The organism is Bacillus sp. JJ664, from assembly GCF_036962205.1.
Lineage (GTDB): Bacteria > Bacillota > Bacilli > Bacillales > Bacillaceae_G > Gottfriedia.
Genome location: NZ_JBALMS010000002.1, coordinates 26,031 through 42,855, shown reverse-complemented (window position 1 = coordinate 42,855; position 16,825 = coordinate 26,031). Strand labels below are relative to the sequence as shown.

Below are 16,825 nucleotides of genomic sequence, written 5' to 3'. Positions count from 1 at the left end.
AAATTTATTTTTATGGCAAAGTTTGAATCTCAAAATTGGAAATTAAAATGCTTTTGACGTCGTAACAACGATATATTCGACTCATCTGCAAATTGCCTACGTTTAAGTCACTCACAACTATGTGGAACCCCCCAACTCAATTGAACTGAGACATACTTCTTTACATTCTCATTTAAACTGCTTTTAGATTAGTTTATATAGAAGTTGAATGAATCTTAAGGTAGATTACTCCTATTGCATTTAAAGGGCAACTAAGCCCCAATAAAGCCCAAATGCGGCTGGAGTGATATTAACTTTTTTCTTTTATCAGAGTTATTTAGTTTGTTTTTATATCACCTTCCAAGAAGTTGAATGGAACCGACTCCTATGCGAGCTGAGGGAAGCTGAGACCCCAAAGGAGCGTTCAAACGTAGTCATGCTTAAACAATGACGTCCTGTCGTAACGCATGCATGACCAGCATCGTGTGGGCCCAGGAGGCTTAGCGCACGCCCATGGAAAGCGAGCACCTGAAGTGGAATTCAACATTTTTCTTACTCAGAGCCATATTTATTAGAGAACACAAAAGACACTTAACAATTGTTAAGTGTCTTTTCTTCATGATGCCTTCTTATCTTGATAATCGTAAATAGGTACCTTCGCTTCATCAAGCATCCATTCAATATGAACCCCATATCCACTAGTAGAATCGTTTACAAAGACATGTGTAACCGCTCCAATCACTTTACCATTCTGGATAATAGGTGAACCACTCATGCCCTGAACAATACCACCAGTTTCCTTCAACAAACGCTTATCTGTTACTTTTAAAATAATTCCCTTAGTAGAAGGAAACTTTTGTTGAATACTACTTACAATCTCTATGTCAAATTGCTCAACTTTATTGTCATGAATCACTGTAAGTATTTTAGCCGGTCCTTTTTTCACTTCATTTGATAAAGCAATTGGTAATGGCTCAGACATTACACCATTTTCTATCTTATCTTTCACCTTACCAAATATACCAAAAGGACTATTTGAAGTAATGTTTCCAATCGTTCCTCGGTCCATAGCGAAATGAGCAATTTTTTCACCTGGAGCTCCGTCAGAACCTTTTTCAATAGACGTTACAGTTGAATAAACGATATGACCGTCTTCAACTTCAATTGCTTTTCTTGTATCACTATCAGAGATTACATGACCTAAAGCACCATATTTCAATGAATTTGGTTCGATGAATGTCATTGTCCCAATTCCTGACGCAGAATCTCTAATATATAAGCCGATTCGATAATTATTTTGACCATTATCACGAATTGGCTTTAAAAGCTTTGTGTAATATTTCCCTTCACGTTTTACAACGATTTTAATCGGTTTACCATTTTTACCTGCTTTTTGAATAAAAGGTAAAACATCAGACATTTTTTCTATTTGTTTGCCATTCATTTTAATGATCATATCTCCAACTTTAATTCCTGCAATTTCTCCTGGAGATTTTTGTCCCTCACTTGTATTCACTAAGTGATGACCTACAACTAAAACACCAACTGAGTTAAGCTTTACTCCTATTGATTGGCCTCCTGGTATTACTCTTAAATTATTTAATACTTTCACATCTACTTTTTTAATTGGAATATCATTTATTCCAAGGGCAACATCAATTAGTTCATCATGTTGATTTTTACTTTTGATTGTAGATGAGAATACATTTTTTTGATTTATATTAAACGCGCCAATACCAACTATGAATAAAAGGAGAAGAATTTTAATTATTCGTTGAACATTTACATTTTTCACAATCGAATCACTCTCCTAGTGCCAGATTTTTTGTTTCTAATTCGTGGCTGTATAGTTAATGTTAGCTTTATAAAAGCAAATTATAATTGTAAAAATATGATATAAATCTTAAGGTATAATGTTGTATTAGTATGTTTCAATTCACATTATCCAATTACTAAATTATCAATATTTCCCACAAAAAAAGAGAATATTTAATGTATAGAAAAAAATGTTCTAACATTAAATATTCCCTTATTAAATTGACTGAGATTGGTACTTCGTAGAGGTTGCTTGCTCGATCAATTCTTTCGCATGTTGAATCGTTACGTCTGTGATTTCAACACCGGCAATCATCCTCGCGATTTCATTGATTTTCTGTTCATTTTGAAGAGGTGTCACTGAAGTTTTTGTACGATTTCCATCAATGAGCTTCGCAATAAACAAATGAGTATCAGCCATAGAAGCTACTTGTGGTAGATGGGTAATACATAGTACTTGTGAATTAACAGAAACCTTGTGAATTTTTTCAGCAATCGCTTGTGCCACCCTACCACTCACACCAGTATCTACTTCATCAAATATGATGGAAGTAATTCCTTGATGCTTTGTGAAAATACTCTTTAGTGCAAGGAACATTCTTGATAATTCCCCACCACTTGCCACTTTAGCTAATGGCTTTAAAGGTTCACCTGGATTCGTAGAAATATAAAATTCTACAGTATCAAAACCGTGTTTTGTAAATTTAACATGTTGATTATTAAAGTATGGATCTGTACTTGAGCCTTCTTCAAATGAAAATACAATTTCAAATGTCGTTTTCTCCATATAGAGCTCTTTTAATTCTTTATGTATATCAGAAGTTAATTGGTTAGCAAGTTCTTTACGTTTCTCAGAAAGCTTCAACCCAACGTCAATTAGACTTTGAGTAGCATTTTGTAGATCCTTTTCTAATTTTTCAATATGCAAATCTTTATGCTGGATTTTATCAAGTTCTTGTTCAATTCCTTCAGCATATTTCAAAATATCAGTAACAGTAGCGCCATATTTCTTTTTCAGCATTGATATTTCATTTAAACGGTTTTCTATCTCATTCAAGCGATTAGGATCGTATTCCATTTCTTCTATCGAATCTCTTAAACGATATGAAATATCCTCCAATAAATAATAGCTACTACTAATGCCTTCATGCATCTCTTTTATATTTTGATCAATCGAAGCAACTGACTCTAATGAATACATACTAGATCGAACAGAATCTAAACCAGAACCATCCTGAGATAAGCTTTGATATGCTTCTACTAATGATTTATATATACGTTCAAAATTGGCTATTTTAAGTCTTTCTTCTGTTAGCTGCTCATCTTCATTTTCTATTAGATTTGCATTTTGAATTTCAGTTAATTGAAATTGAATTAAATCTAATCGATGGGCCATTTGCTGTTCATTCTCAGTTAGTTGCTTTAATTGCTTCTTTAAAGAAGAATAGTGATTAAAAACTTCCTGATAAGTTTCAATCAACGGCATTAAACCTTTCCCATCGTACTGCTGTAGCATTGCAAGATGATGCTCTTGATTCATCAAGTCTTGACTTTCGTGTTGCCCGTGTATATCAACCAGTAATCCACCAATTTCTTTTAAAATTGTAGTTGTGACTAATTTTCCATTTATTCGGCAAATGCTCTTACCGGAGGCAGTAATATCCCTTTTTAAGATTAACATCTCATCTTCAATATCAAAGCCATGCTCTTTACATCTTATATAAATTGGATGGTTTTCATCTTCAATATGGAATAAACCTTCAATTTCGGCTTTTTCAGTATCGTATCTTACGAATTCAGCAGAACCCCTGCCGCCAAGTAATAAGCCGATTGCATCAATGATGATTGATTTCCCTGCACCAGTTTCTCCACTTAAAACAGTTAATCCTTTTTCAAATGAAATAGAAACTTCCTCAATGATTGCAAAGTTTTTAATAATCAGTTCTGATAACAATGAGTTTCTCTCCTCTTATAAAACCTTCACCTTTTAATGTCTAATTTTTAAGATTAATCTCTCTAGAGGCGTTAGACAAGTAACTAAAATCAGTTTTTAGCTTACATTATCTAATCCTCAGTAGAGTGATATGTGAAGCTTTATTGCAACATGTCAATAAATTTACCTTGTAAAATTTCTGCATCTTCAGGTGAACGACAAATGATTAATATTGTGTCGTCTCCACAAATTGTTCCCATAATATCTGGCCAATCAAGATGATCAATTAAAGCTCCAACTGCATTTGCGTTACCAGGTAAAGTTTTCATAACGATTAAATGACTTGAACTATCAATTTTAATAAACGAATCAATTAAAAGTCTTTTTAACTTTTGTAATGGGTTAAAACGCTGATCTGCTGGTAAACTATATTTATAACGACCATCAGATAAAGGAACTTTCACTAAATGTAATTCTTTTATATCACGAGAAATCGTAGCTTGCGTTACTTTGAAGCCCAAATCTCGTAATGCTTGTACTAGTTCATCTTGTGTTTCGACTTCATTTTTTGCGATGATTTCACGTATTTTAATATGACGTTGACCTTTATTCATAATACACCTCTTTGCAAATTACGACAAATATCTTACATATGTAAGATTATCTTAACTAATCTAATGTATATTGTATACAGTTTTTTAACCGTTTTCACAAAAACGATTTTTCTATAGTATTGAAAACAATATTGTTTCTTACTCATAAAAGGAAAAAGGAACCTTCTATGGTTCCTTACAGACTGACCCCAAACGCTCGTTTTCTTTGTCATTCGCCAACTTGCGGTGCTCATTACGGTCTACTCGTCAGGTTTCACGACTAGAAAGAAACTTTTTTCAGGCAGTCTGAATCTTCAAGTTTTAATACTTTGTCTACAAACTGAAAGGAACCTATTACGGTTCCTTTTTGTTATTTCACCTTTTTCAACTCAGAATGTGCTTCTTTCACAATTTCCTTTGTTGTATAAGTTAATTCATTTTCTCCAAGTTCCTTTGAACCTTCCCAATGAAGATGAATTAAAAATTCAATGTTTCCATCTCCACCTGTTATAGGTGAAAAAGTTAGAGCTTTCACATCATATCCTTGGCGTAACGAAAAATCAATCATCATATCGATTACGTCTTCGTGTACTTTAGGCTCTCTTACAATTCCTTTTTTACCAACTTGTTCTCTACCGGCCTCAAATTGTGGCTTTATTAGTGCAACTACATCACCCGAAGCGACTAATAATGTTTTTAAAACAGGTAAGATTAAGCGTAGAGATATAAACGAAACGTCAATAGACGCAAATTGCGGTAGGCCAGCAATTAGATCTTCCGGCTTCACATAACGGAAATTAGTTCGTTCCATTACAATTACACGTTCATCTTGTCTTAACTTCCAAGCAAGCTGGTTATAACCTACATCAAGTGCATATGATTTTTTTGCACCATTCTGGAGCGCGCAATCAGTAAAACCTCCAGTAGAGGATCCAATATCTATCATAATTTTATCTTCTACAGTGACATTAAACGTTTTTAATGCTTTTTCTAATTTATAACCACCTCGACTAACATATGGCATTACGTCACCTTTAATTTGAAGAGGTAACTCAATATCAATCTTCTCGCCCGGTTTATCCAGTCTTTGTTCATTCGTATAAACAAGACCTGCCATAATTGCACGTTTTGCTTTTTCACGTGTTTCAATCAATCCGCGTTCTACTAAAAGTACGTCAATACGTTCCTTTTTTGCCATGTTTATTACATCCTCTTATTTATTACATACCATTTCACGAATTTTCTTAACTGATTCTTCCATCGTTAAATGAATTTCATCTAACAATTTATCTACATCACCATGTTCAACATATAAATCAGGAATCCCAATTCGATCAACACGTACATTTTGATAGCTATGATCACTTGCGAATTCTAGAACAGCACTTCCGAAGCCACCTTGTAACATCGCTTCTTCTATTGTTAATATCGGTTTGCCGTTTTTGAATATATCATTTAACATCGCAGTATCCATTGGCTTAATAAATCTTGCATTTACAACTTTTACTGAGATATTTTCCTTCTCTAGTTTTTCAGCTGCATCTAATGCCATTTTAATTGTGGTACCAAATGTTAAAATGACTGCATCAGATCCTTCTCTTAACACTTCCCAAGAACCAATTGGAATTTCTTTTAACTGATCATCCATTGGTACACCAATACCATTTCCTCTTGGAAAACGAAGTGCAATAGGGCCATCATCATACTTAATTGCAGTATTAACCATATGTTGTCCTTCATTTTCATCCTTAGGCATCATTAATACTAAATTAGGAATATGACGTAAAAAGGCGATATCAAATACCCCTTGATGAGTCTCCCCATCCGCTCCTACTAGACCAGCACGATCTATACCAATAAAAACATTTAAATTTTGTCTACAAATATCATGTAGTACTTGGTCATATGCTCTTTGTAGGAAGGTTGAATAAATTGCAAGAAACGGCTTCATGCCTTGAGTTGCAAGTCCCGCTGCAACCGTTGCAGCATGTTGTTCGGCAATTCCCACATCAAATATACGGTCAGGTAACTGCGCCTGGAAATTCTCTAATTTTGAGCCGACTGGCATTGCTGGCGTTATAGCAACAATTCTTTCATCTTTTAAAGCTAATTTTAATACTGTGTCACTGACAAGCTTACTCCATGCAGGTGGCGCTTTATCAGGTTTGATGATTTTACCAGACTCAACTTTGTAAGGACCCGTTCCATGCCAAGTTCCAATATCATCACTCTCTGCTGGCTTATAACCTTTTCCTTTTTTCGTTAAAACATGAACTAATACTGGACCCTTCGTTTTCTTAGCATACTCAAGTGTCTCAAATAAGTCTTCGTAATTATGACCATCTACTGGTCCAAAGTAAGTAAAGCCCATTTCCTCGAAGAACATCCCTTGAGTTACTAAGTATTTAAGGCTATCTTTTAACTTTTTAGAAGTACTTGATAACTTATCACCTATACCAGGAATTTTTTTAATAACTCCTTCAAGTTCACCTTTTGCCCAACGATATTTCCCTGTCGTTCTAAGACGACCTAAAATACTATGTAAAGCACCCACATTCGGCGCAATAGACATTTCATTATCGTTTAGAATAACGATCACATCTTTTTGTTCATGTCCTATATGGTTCATTGCTTCTAAAGCCATACCACCAGTCAGGGCACCATCACCAATAATTGGAACAATATATTCCTTCGTCTTCTTTATATCTCTTGCAATCGCCATACCCATTGCTGCAGATAACGAAGTAGAACTATGGCCAGTTTCCCAAACGTCATGCTCACTCTCAATTCGCTTTGGAAATCCACAAAGTCCTTTAAATTGTCTTAAAGTAGAGAATTCATTCGCTCTACCTGTTAGAATTTTATGTACATAGGATTGATGTCCAACATCCCATAAGAACTTATCCTGTGGCGAATCAAACACTTTATGTAAGGCAATAGTCAACTCAACTACACCTAAATTTGGTGCAATATGCCCACCTGTTTCTGATAACTGCTGTATAAGAAATTTACGGATTTCTTCACTTAATAGTTCTAATTCCTCAATCGATTTATTTTTTAAAAAACTTGGATTTTCAATCGTCGTAAGATCCATCTTGGATCACTCACCTTCCTAGATGTTAAATCTATTCTAATAAAAATTAATGGTTATTTAATACTTTCTCTAAAATGATTTTACCATACTTGCAATTAAACGCTAAGTCTTGAGTACTAACTCTTAACAGCATGTATCATAATACCATTTAGTTTAAGCTCATAAATAACAATCGTAAATGATGAATTCATTTCTTTCAACTTCACAACGTATGGCTAATCTTATTACTTGTCCACGCTATACAATTAAATTGAAATAGATAAATGTTAATCTATAATGAAACTTCATACACTTTCATAAAAAGAAAACCGCTAGCACATTTGTGTTAACGGCTTACATTTCTGTATATTATATTAACAACATTGCGATTAAAGTAGTTACATTATACATAAATGTTTAAATCTATTCAATGATATCCAAAAGAACTTGTACAATTAGCAGTTTAAAAACTACGATTTTCTACAAAATCACAGATAGAAAGTAATAGATCTTCTTTTATTCCGCAAGCTTTAATATGTTGTTTTGCTTCAAATATGAATGTATGAAGTCGGTTTTTGGCACCTTCAACTGTATATAATTTCACATAAGTTGTCTTATCATTTTCGACGTCACTACCTACCGGCTTTCCTAAAACTTCTTCATCACCGATTACATCTAATATATCGTCTTGAATTTGAAATGCTATGCCTAATTTATATGCGAATTGAGTTAAATGTGATAATTGTTCAGCTGTTGAATTAGCTAAAATGGCACCAGCGATAACAGGATACATAAGCATTTTCCCAGTTTTTCTTTCGTGAATATATTGCAATTCCTCTCCAGTTAATTGCTTACTTTCACCAGCCATATCATCTACTTGCCCTGCAACCATCCCTTCAGGACCTGCTGCGATTGCTAATTCACTAATCAATCGAATTTTAACTTGATCTGATACATTAGGATCATTCATTTCCGTAATCAGTTGGAAAGCATAAGTAAGTAGACCGTCACCTGCTAATACAGCTAAATCCTCACCAAACACTTTATGATTTGTAGGTTTTCCTCTACGAAAATCATCATCATCCATGCAAGGTAGATCATCATGAATTAATGAATACGTATGTATCATTTCAAGAGCACATGCAGGTTTGATACCAATTTCCGCATTTTTACCAAATGCATCTAACGTTGCAAATAATAACAAAGGTCGAATTCGTTTACCACCAGCTTGAAGTGAATATGTCATCGATTCTTTTAATCTTTCTGGTGCTTTTAATTTCTGAACCGATTCAACCATTGATTCACTTACTAATTTACTGGAGTATTCCATAAATTCTTTAAAAGTACTCATGCTTATTCCTCCTCAACAGTAAAAGGAGCTTCTTCACCTTGATCATTTAAAATTGAAGTCATTTGTTTCTCAACTTTTGTAAGCTTTTCTTTACAAATTTGAGAAAGATTAATACCTTCTTGGAAGTATTCGATAGCTTTTTCTAGCGGTACGTCACCTTGTTCTAGCTTCTGAACAATTGTTTCAATCTCTTTTATTGCATCTTCAAAAGATAAATCTTTTTGTTCCATTTTTTATCACTGCTCCTTTACCTCAAGTACTTCACAGCTTAATTTTCCATCTGTCATTTGCAACTCGAACTGATCTCCGTTTTTCACTTGCTTTACAGATTTAACTAGTTCTTCATTTTCCTTGTATGCTAATGAATATCCTCTTGCCATAACTTTTAAAGGGCTAAGAGCATCTAATGTATGTATAACCTTTTCCATCATAAATTGCTTATGTGTAATCAGTCGATTAAATTCTTTTTGTAAGCTCGTATGTAATTGTTCGTGTTTTTGTTTTTCAAGCTTTACCCTATTGCTCGGATGATGGATTAAAAGTGAAGAAGTTAATTCTTTAAATTGAATCGATTTTCCTTTTACAATTTCATTCATCGACTGTTCTAGTTTTTCTAGTGTTCGATCAAACTGTTCTTGTTTTGGATTTAATAAAGAATTTGGATATCTAAATACATATGAATCCTGAATTGTAGTTAATTGCAATTTCTTTTTATCGAATATTGAATTCATCGCTTTATTTAATCTTGCTTCTCGGACTGCAAACTGTTCAAGGATTTCTCGTTGACTTAAAGATACTAACTCAGCTGCAGCTGTTGGTGTTGGCGCACGCAAATCGGCTACATAATCAGCTATTGTTGTATCTGTTTCATGACCAACTGCAGAAATAATCGGTACTTTCGATTGGAAGATTGCTCTTGCTACTTTTTCATTATTAAACGCCCAAAGTTCTTCTATTGAACCACCACCACGCCCAACAATTAAAACATCAATATTGTTTAATTTATTGGCAATTTCAATAGATTTTACAACAGACGCAGGAGCTCCATCACCTTGCACAAGTGTAGGAATAACAATTATTTTTCCAATAGGATATCTTCTTTGGATTGTCGTAATGATATCTCTTACTGCCGCTCCAGTCGGAGAAGTGGCAACCCCGATTACACTAGGAAAAGAAGGAATCTTTTTCTTAAATTTCTGATCAAAGAGTCCTTCTTCTAATAATTTTTTCTTTAGTTGTTCGAATGCAACAAAAAGTCCACCTACACCGTCCGGTTGCATGTCTCGAATATATATTTGATAACTACCAGACTGAGGGTATACAGTGATCTCTCCTTGGACAATAACCTGCATACCGTCAGTTGGTTGAAAAGCAATTGTTGAATTATAGGATTGGAACATGACTGCAGCAATTCTAGCTCCGTCATCTTTTAAAGTAAAATAAAAATGTCCACTCGAAGAATGACGTTTAAAGTTTGAAATTTCCCCACGAAGCATGATATTTTGTAAATTTCGGTCCGCTTGAAATTTAGCTTTTAAATATTTAGTTAATGCGGTAACTGTAACTGGCAACTTTTCCGTCATGCCGATCCCTCTTTCATTCTTGTGGAGCAATCTTTAAAGCTTTACACCTAAATTGCTTTTATTTTCAATTTGTGATGCTGCCTTTAAAGTATTGTGAAGTAGCATAGTAATCGTCATTGGCCCAACTCCACCTGGAACTGGCGTTATATGACCTGCGATACTTTTCACATTTTCAAAATCTACATCTCCACATAATTTTCCATTTTCGTCTCTGTTCATACCAACATCGATTACAATGGCACCTTCTTTTACATATTCAGCTGTGATTAATTTTGCAACCCCAATTGCAACGATTAGTATGTCAGCTTGTTTCGTAATTTGTTTTAATTCAGTTGTACGTGAATGTGTATAAGTAACAGTTGCATTTTCATTTAAGAATAATTGACCAACTGGTTTTCCAACTATATTACTACGTCCAATGACAACAACGTGTTTTCCACTAATTGGAATATTTGTATTTTCAATTAATTTTAATATACCAAAAGGAGTACATGGTAGTAATGAATCTTGATTTGTCATCATACGCCCGATATTGATCGGATGAAATCCATCAACATCTTTTAATGGTGAAATTGTTTCAATTACTTTCTTCTCAGAAATATGTGCAGGTAAAGGCAATTGAACTAGAATACCATGAATTTTATCATCGTCATTTAATTTTCTAACAACCGATAATAATTCATCTTCTGAAACAGTCTCTGCTAATTCGATTACTTCTGAATACATACCTAATTCATTACAAGCTTTATGCTTTGAATTAACGTAAGTTCTTGATGCTGAATTATCTCCAACTAACACAACAGCCAGTCCTGGAATTACTCCTTGGTTTTTTAGTTCTGTAACCCCAAGTTTTAATCCCTCACGAATTGATAATGAAATTTCTTTACCATTAATTAATGCTGCTACCATTTTCATTTCCCCCTATGCATGTAAACACTTTATCTATTTAGAATTTTGATAATACCGCATTGATAAATTTACTTGAGTCATCGTCTCCGTAAATTTTGGCAATTTCGATTGCTTCATTAATTGTTACACTTTTTGGAACATCTTCTAAAAAGTCAATCTCAACTAGTGCAATTCGAAGTATATTACGATCGACATTCCCTAAACGATCGATTGTCCAGCTTTCAATATTTGAAGATAATTTATTGTCAATCTCATCTTTGTGTTCTACAAAGTTTGAAACGATTGACGCTAAAAATACGTCTTCTTTTTCTTCAGCTTCTTCTAAAACATGCTGTAATGCATCTGAAGCATCCGCCTCACTTAAATCCATTGTAAATAATGTTTGTAATGCAAGTTCTCTTGCTTTTCTACGTTTCATCAAAATAATAAACTCCTTTAAGCTAAATTCACAATTCGTTGCATAGGTAATAACGAATTCTAATTTTTATATAGTAACACGTTATTTTACCATTTTTTTTAATAAGTTCCAACGATGTATATTAACTAATTTTTTATTATTATTAACGTATTTAAGCTAAGTCCATACTTTTTAAAGTATTTTCTACATTTTAACTTAAAATCGAAAAAAATAATAGTTTAATGTATGTGTTTTTTATTATTTTTTTAAGTTTTTTTACGTTGTATATAATTTTATCGACCAAAACACGAACATTGTATTTTGCATCGAATAAAAAAAGAGTTCCATACGAATATGGAACTCTTTTTAAACGGAATTTATTAAAGCTCGATTGGAGCTTCCTGCTCTAATTTTGTATCAAATTGAACACCAACTACATGTACATTCACTTCTGATAACTCTAATCCAGTCATTGTTAATAATGCTTGACGTATGTTATCTTGAACATTACCTGCAACTGTTGGTATTGACTTACCGAATTTCACTAAAATGTAAACATCAATTTTAATTCGTTCTTCTGATAAATCAACGCGAACACCTTTACCATGATATTTCTTACCAATAATTTCAGAAATACCAGATGCAAGATTACCACGCATGCTAGATACGCCTTCTACTTCTGCAGCTGCAATACCAGCAATTACCTCAATTACCTCAGGTGCTATTTCTACTCGACCAAGAGTCGCGCTACCCATTTCTAACATTTGATTTTCATTCATGTAGATCCCTCCACTTTATCCTTTCGTCACAAGCGCATGTTCCTCAAGGAATTTAGTATTATACTTCCCTTTTACGAAGATTTCATTTTGCAGTAATTTTAAATGGAAAGGAATTGTTGTATAAATTCCCTCTACTACAAATTCTTCCAGTGCTCTTATCATTATAGCAATTGCTTCGTCTCTTGTCTTGCCATGAACGATAACTTTTGCAATCATTGAGTCATAATATGGCGGAATTGTGTAACCGTTATATACTGCAGAATCAACGCGAACATTAGGACCACCTGGTGGTAAATACGAAATAATTTTACCTGGAGAAGGCATAAAGTTTTTATCAGGATTTTCAGCGTTAATACGACACTCGATCGACCAACCATTTAAATTAACGTCTGCTTGAGTCGTTTTTAATGGATGACCTTTTGCAATTAATAATTGTTGTTTAATCAAGTCTATTCCTGAAATAAATTCTGTTACAGGGTGTTCAACCTGAATACGAGTATTCATTTCCATGAAATAGAAGTTTTTAGTATGTGGCTCATAAATGAACTCAACAGTACCCGCACCCCAGTAATTAACTGCTTCAGCTGCACGAACAGCAGCTAGCCCCATTTTAGCACGAGTTTCCTCATCTAAAACAGGTGATGGAGCTTCTTCTACCAATTTTTGCAAACGACGTTGAATTGTACAATCGCGTTCACCTAAATGAATTGTATTGCCATGTTCATCTGCTAAAACTTGAATTTCAACATGTCTAAAGTCTTCGATATATTTTTCAAGGTACACTCCAGGATTACCAAAAGCTGTTTGAGCTTCTTGTTGAGTAATCTGAATACCTTTTTCTAAATCCTTCTCATCTCTAGCTACACGAATACCTTTACCGCCACCACCAGCTGTTGCTTTAATAATGACTGGGTATCCGATTTCTGAAGCGATTTTTTTACCGTCTTCAATACTAGCAATAATACCTTGTGAACCAGGTACAACTGGTACACCTGCTTCTTTCATCGTTTCACGAGCTACGTCTTTTGTTCCCATTTTAGAAATGGAATCAGCAGTAGGTCCGATAAACTTCACATTACACTCTGTACATAATTCTGCAAAACTAGCATTTTCCGATAAGAAACCATATCCTGGATGAATTCCTTCACAACCTGTTAATTTTGCAATGCTAATAATATTAGTCATATTTAAATAACTATCTTTTGATAATTTAGGTCCGACACAATAAGCTTCGTCAGCCATTTGAACATGCAATGCTTCTTTATCCCCTTCAGAATAAATTGCAACTGTTTCAATATTTAATTCCTTACATGCTCTTATAATACGAATCGCTATTTCCCCACGATTTGCAATTAAAACCTTCTTCATTTCTTCACCTTCTTAAGTAAAGTACTGTAACTCACTGAATGTCTATTAGTTTTTAACTAAAAATAATGGTTGGCCGTATTCAACTAATTGGCCATTTTTAGCCAATACTTCAACAATTTCCCCATCAATTTCAGCTTCGATTTCATTAAATAACTTCATTGCTTCTACGATACATACAATTGAATCACTTTTAATGCGATCGCCAACTGCTACATATTCTTTTGAATCTGGTGATGGTGATGCATAGAATGTACCAACCATTGGTGATGTAATTTTATGTAAATTACTTGTATCTTCTTTCACTACTTCTTGTGCAACAGCTTCAGCTGGTTTTTCTAAAGTTGCAACTGGAGCAGATACAACAGGCATTACTTCTTGTTGATATACTGGAGCAGCAGCTTGAGTAACAACAGTTGTTTGTCCACCTTTTTTAATTTTAACGATGGCACCATTATTTTCAAATTCAAACTCATTTATCGTTGTTTGGTCAATTAATTTAATTAATTCTCTAATTTCATGAATTTTCATTTTCATTCACCCCTTAAAAACATATAGTCTAATCTTATAACCTAATACTAAACTTTTCAACAAATTATTTTCCTTGAGCATGTCTCATTTTAATTTTAGCCATTTTCCCACCAAATTAATTATCTTATTCCTTACCATAAATAATCCGTTATAAACCCTAGATACTACATATCTATTTTAACGTACAAAAGCACTACCTACAACTTTGTAGACAGTGCTTTGAATGGTGTGATTTTTTGTTAACGAGTTTTTGTTTAATTTATTTTTCTAATATTTTACCCTGCTCTTTGCAGGCTATATGTCAAGTCCCCCTAAAGATAGAAGTTGAGTTTGGCTTCGCATGATGCTTGTCGGAGCTGAACAGTCGCCTCCACTTTTCTTTCTGTCTAGTTCCGGCTCCTAGCTCCTCGAGGTCATAAGTCAATCCCACGTAAAGGTTAAAAAGCAACCTTTACACGGGATTGCCTTATGCTTGTCGGAGCTGAACAGTCGCCTCCACTTTTCTTTCTGTCTAGTTCCAAGCGTTTGCCCCTCGAGTCATAAGCCAAACCCCATTAAAGGTAAAAAGCACCTTTATTGGTTTTTGTCTTATGCTTGTCGGGGCAGAGCGAACGCCTTCCACTTTTCTTTCTTACTTCGTTTGGAATGTTACGATTACTAGTTTTTCTCCTAGTACGCTTCTTGCCATTTGGATGATTTCGTTTGCTGCTGCTTTGCTATGTTTTTTTGTTGATTTTACTGATACATTTACTTCGTTGCTGTCAGCGCGTACAAGTGCATCTTTGTAACCTGATTCTTTGATCATTGTTTCAACGTCTGCTTCTAGTGCTGTTAATGTTTGAATTTCTTTTAAGCTTGTAAATGCTTGGCTTTTTTCTTCGGCAGATGCTGTAGCTGAGTCAATTGTTGTTTGAAGTTCTTCTTTTAATTGAGCTCTTTTATCTTCTTGTTCCATACGTTGTTTTAAGAATACTTCATTTGTAGCATCTTCTTTAGATGACGTTTCTTTTCCATCATCTTTTTTGTTTGTATCAGTTGATGGTGTAGAATCTAAAGAGTTATTACTAGTCATATTCATAATTCCTGCTGTTTTCATTTGATCAGGTGTTGTAACATAATATACAGATAATACCACTACTAAACTTAACATTGTTAATAACCAAATCGTTTGTCTTTTCATTTTCATTTTACCTTCTTCCTGTTATTTTTTGGGTAGTACAGCGACACGGTGGCTTGGTACATCGAGTAAACGTGTGACAGCTTCTCGTATCATATTTTTTACAGCAAGATTCTCAGCACCTTTAGCGATAATAAGAACCCCTTTTATATTTGGCATTTCTGTTTGCACAATAACTGGAATTTCTTTTTCACCATCATTTATGATGACGACTTGCGTATCATGGGATTCATCTATAATATTCCGTTTCCCACCTTGCTTGTCTATTTCTTCCGTTTGTTGTGTACGGTCATTTCTGTTAAATTGGTATACATTTTTTTCGCTGCCGTCTACATTCACTTCAACTGTTACTTTGCTAACGCCAGCCATTTGATTTAAAGTTTCTGTTAACTGTTGTTCATATTTATTTTCAAAATCATTTATACTTCCTGATGATTTTTCACCACCGAGTTTAAGAGTTTCAACAGCTTCATCGTTATTTTTGGGACTTCCACTTGTTTCAGTAGAAATTGGTGAAAGCATCGAATTGGTTTTACCAGTTGAATTTGCAAATAGACTACTTGCGATCATCCAACAAACTCCAAGTCCGAGTAGTGCTAGTACATATTTCCTCGTCAGTTTAAATGGACTATGCTCTTTGTCAGAAGAGGTATTTTCATCTTTGTTTCCTTTTAAAAAGTCTGCTAGTTTTATTGGTGGTATTTTCTTTTTCATTTGCCATTACTCTCCTCCTTCCATCTTAACTTCGATTTGCTTGTCCTCAAGTTGCCATCTATCTGCTAAAAAACTCTGTAGTTCTTGCTGTTTAATTTTTTCGCTGTCTGATTGGATCGGCTCAGTTGTATTAACACTTACTTCTTGAACAGGTTCTACATTGCTTGTCTCATCTTTTTTGGCGCTTACAAAAACTGTTACCTTTGATAAATCTTCGGCAGTTTTAATTGTTGTTACGCCTTCTTTTACTTCTAATTCAACATTTGTAATAACCTGTTCGAATTCCTGAGTAATGTTTTCTTCAACTTCTTTTTTCATTTGGACAGCCATTTGTTTTAATATATATGCACGTTCTGTTGCTTGTATTTCATTTTTCTTATTATTTATTTCATTTTTTATTTCACCACTTGCTTCATAAGTTGTTGACTGGTATCCCGCAAGCACTTCTTTAATATTCACTTTAAATAATTGGAAAATTGGTTGAAGCATCATGACAATTAATAATAAACTTGCCACAAAACGAACGTATTTTGCTAAACCAGTATTCGGAATTAACATCATGATAATGGTTGCAATTAAGATATAGACGATTATGTTTGATACCCATTGAATAAAGAAATCCATCT

General features: G+C 34.1%; 15 protein-coding genes and 1 pseudogene. All 16 read right to left on the bottom strand.

Annotated features, from left to right (window positions below):
* Positions 1-595: 595 nt before the first annotated feature.
* Positions 596-1,723: pseudogene (gene spoIVB, locus V7056_RS00470) on the bottom strand (SpoIVB peptidase); the annotation flags it as partial.
* A gap of 288 nt (positions 1,724-2,011) precedes the next feature.
* Complete coding sequence (gene recN, locus V7056_RS00465; RefSeq protein ID WP_499698410.1) at positions 2,012-3,748, bottom strand: DNA repair protein RecN; 1,737 nt, start codon at positions 3,746-3,748, stop codon at positions 2,012-2,014.
* Between the two features lie 140 nt (positions 3,749-3,888).
* Positions 3,889-4,341: a transcriptional regulator AhrC/ArgR gene (gene ahrC, locus V7056_RS00460; protein ID WP_087998988.1), complete on the bottom strand. Its 453-nt coding sequence runs from the start codon at positions 4,339-4,341 to the stop codon at positions 3,889-3,891.
* Between the two features lie 349 nt (positions 4,342-4,690).
* Positions 4,691-5,518 carry a TlyA family RNA methyltransferase gene (locus tag V7056_RS00455; protein ID WP_499698409.1) on the bottom strand — a complete coding sequence of 276 codons (828 nt, stop codon included), beginning with the start codon at positions 5,516-5,518 and terminating at the stop codon, positions 4,691-4,693.
* A 15-nt stretch (positions 5,519-5,533) separates the two neighbouring features.
* Complete coding sequence (dxs, locus tag V7056_RS00450) at positions 5,534-7,414, bottom strand: 1-deoxy-D-xylulose-5-phosphate synthase (RefSeq protein ID WP_499698408.1); 1,881 nt, start codon at positions 7,412-7,414, stop codon at positions 5,534-5,536.
* A 442-nt stretch (positions 7,415-7,856) separates the two neighbouring features.
* Complete coding sequence (locus V7056_RS00445; protein ID WP_499698407.1) at positions 7,857-8,744, bottom strand: polyprenyl synthetase family protein; 888 nt, start codon at positions 8,742-8,744, stop codon at positions 7,857-7,859.
* Between the two features lie 2 nt (positions 8,745-8,746).
* Positions 8,747-8,974: an exodeoxyribonuclease VII small subunit gene (locus V7056_RS00440; RefSeq protein ID WP_499698406.1), complete on the bottom strand. Its 228-nt coding sequence runs from the start codon at positions 8,972-8,974 to the stop codon at positions 8,747-8,749.
* 6 nt (positions 8,975-8,980) lie between these two features.
* Positions 8,981-10,327, bottom strand: coding sequence for an exodeoxyribonuclease VII large subunit (gene xseA / locus V7056_RS00435; protein ID WP_499698405.1), 1,347 nt, complete (start codon positions 10,325-10,327; stop codon positions 8,981-8,983).
* 33 nt (positions 10,328-10,360) lie between these two features.
* Entirely contained in the window at positions 10,361-11,236 is an 876-nt protein-coding gene (gene folD, locus V7056_RS00430; RefSeq protein ID WP_499698404.1) for a bifunctional methylenetetrahydrofolate dehydrogenase/methenyltetrahydrofolate cyclohydrolase FolD, read from the bottom strand.
* Between the two features lie 37 nt (positions 11,237-11,273).
* Positions 11,274-11,654 (bottom strand): transcription antitermination factor NusB, encoded by a 381-nt coding sequence (gene nusB / locus V7056_RS00425; protein ID WP_499698403.1) that lies wholly within the window; start codon positions 11,652-11,654, stop codon positions 11,274-11,276.
* Positions 11,655-12,013: 359 nt separating this feature from the next.
* A complete protein-coding gene (locus V7056_RS00420; RefSeq protein WP_499698402.1) occupies positions 12,014-12,412 on the bottom strand; it encodes an Asp23/Gls24 family envelope stress response protein in 399 nt (132 codons plus the stop codon).
* Between the two features lie 15 nt (positions 12,413-12,427).
* Positions 12,428-13,780: an acetyl-CoA carboxylase biotin carboxylase subunit gene (gene accC, locus V7056_RS00415; RefSeq protein ID WP_499698401.1), complete on the bottom strand. Its 1,353-nt coding sequence runs from the start codon at positions 13,778-13,780 to the stop codon at positions 12,428-12,430.
* A gap of 45 nt (positions 13,781-13,825) precedes the next feature.
* Positions 13,826-14,308: an acetyl-CoA carboxylase biotin carboxyl carrier protein gene (gene accB, locus V7056_RS00410; RefSeq protein WP_499698400.1), complete on the bottom strand. Its 483-nt coding sequence runs from the start codon at positions 14,306-14,308 to the stop codon at positions 13,826-13,828.
* A 631-nt stretch (positions 14,309-14,939) separates the two neighbouring features.
* On the bottom strand, positions 14,940-15,494 hold the full coding sequence (locus V7056_RS00405) for a SpoIIIAH-like family protein (protein WP_499698399.1): 555 nt from the start codon (positions 15,492-15,494) through the stop codon (positions 14,940-14,942).
* A gap of 15 nt (positions 15,495-15,509) precedes the next feature.
* Positions 15,510-16,199: a stage III sporulation protein AG gene (gene spoIIIAG, locus V7056_RS00400; RefSeq protein WP_499698398.1), complete on the bottom strand. Its 690-nt coding sequence runs from the start codon at positions 16,197-16,199 to the stop codon at positions 15,510-15,512.
* A 6-nt stretch (positions 16,200-16,205) separates the two neighbouring features.
* On the bottom strand, positions 16,206-16,823 hold the full coding sequence (gene spoIIIAF / locus V7056_RS00395) for a stage III sporulation protein AF (RefSeq protein ID WP_499698397.1): 618 nt from the start codon (positions 16,821-16,823) through the stop codon (positions 16,206-16,208).
* Positions 16,824-16,825: the final 2 nt, after the last annotated feature.

Excerpts from the sequence above, each read along its gene's own strand:
- ahrC (WP_087998988.1), bottom strand. The coding sequence starts at position 4,341 with ATGAATAAAGGTCAACGTCATATTAAAATACGTGAAATCATCGCAAAA.
- V7056_RS00455 (WP_499698409.1), bottom strand. The coding sequence starts at position 5,518 with ATGGCAAAAAAGGAACGTATTGACGTACTTTTAGTAGAACGCGGATTG.
- dxs (WP_499698408.1), bottom strand. The coding sequence starts at position 7,414 with ATGGATCTTACGACGATTGAAAATCCAAGTTTTTTAAAAAATAAATCG.
- V7056_RS00445 (WP_499698407.1), bottom strand. The coding sequence starts at position 8,744 with ATGAGTACTTTTAAAGAATTTATGGAATACTCCAGTAAATTAGTAAGT.
- V7056_RS00440 (WP_499698406.1), bottom strand. The coding sequence starts at position 8,974 with ATGGAACAAAAAGATTTATCTTTTGAAGATGCAATAAAAGAGATTGAA.
- xseA (WP_499698405.1), bottom strand. The coding sequence starts at position 10,327 with ATGACGGAAAAGTTGCCAGTTACAGTTACCGCATTAACTAAATATTTA.
- folD (WP_499698404.1), bottom strand. The coding sequence starts at position 11,236 with ATGGTAGCAGCATTAATTAATGGTAAAGAAATTTCATTATCAATTCGT.
- nusB (WP_499698403.1), bottom strand. The coding sequence starts at position 11,654 with ATGAAACGTAGAAAAGCAAGAGAACTTGCATTACAAACATTATTTACA.
- V7056_RS00420 (WP_499698402.1), bottom strand. The coding sequence starts at position 12,412 with ATGAATGAAAATCAAATGTTAGAAATGGGTAGCGCGACTCTTGGTCGA.
- accC (WP_499698401.1), bottom strand. The coding sequence starts at position 13,780 with ATGAAGAAGGTTTTAATTGCAAATCGTGGGGAAATAGCGATTCGTATT.
- accB (WP_499698400.1), bottom strand. The coding sequence starts at position 14,308 with ATGAAAATTCATGAAATTAGAGAATTAATTAAATTAATTGACCAAACA.
- V7056_RS00405 (WP_499698399.1), bottom strand. The coding sequence starts at position 15,494 with ATGAAAATGAAAAGACAAACGATTTGGTTATTAACAATGTTAAGTTTA.
- spoIIIAG (WP_499698398.1), bottom strand. The coding sequence starts at position 16,199 with ATGAAAAAGAAAATACCACCAATAAAACTAGCAGACTTTTTAAAAGGA.
- spoIIIAF (WP_499698397.1), bottom strand. The coding sequence starts at position 16,823 with ATGGATTTCTTTATTCAATGGGTATCAAACATAATCGTCTATATCTTA.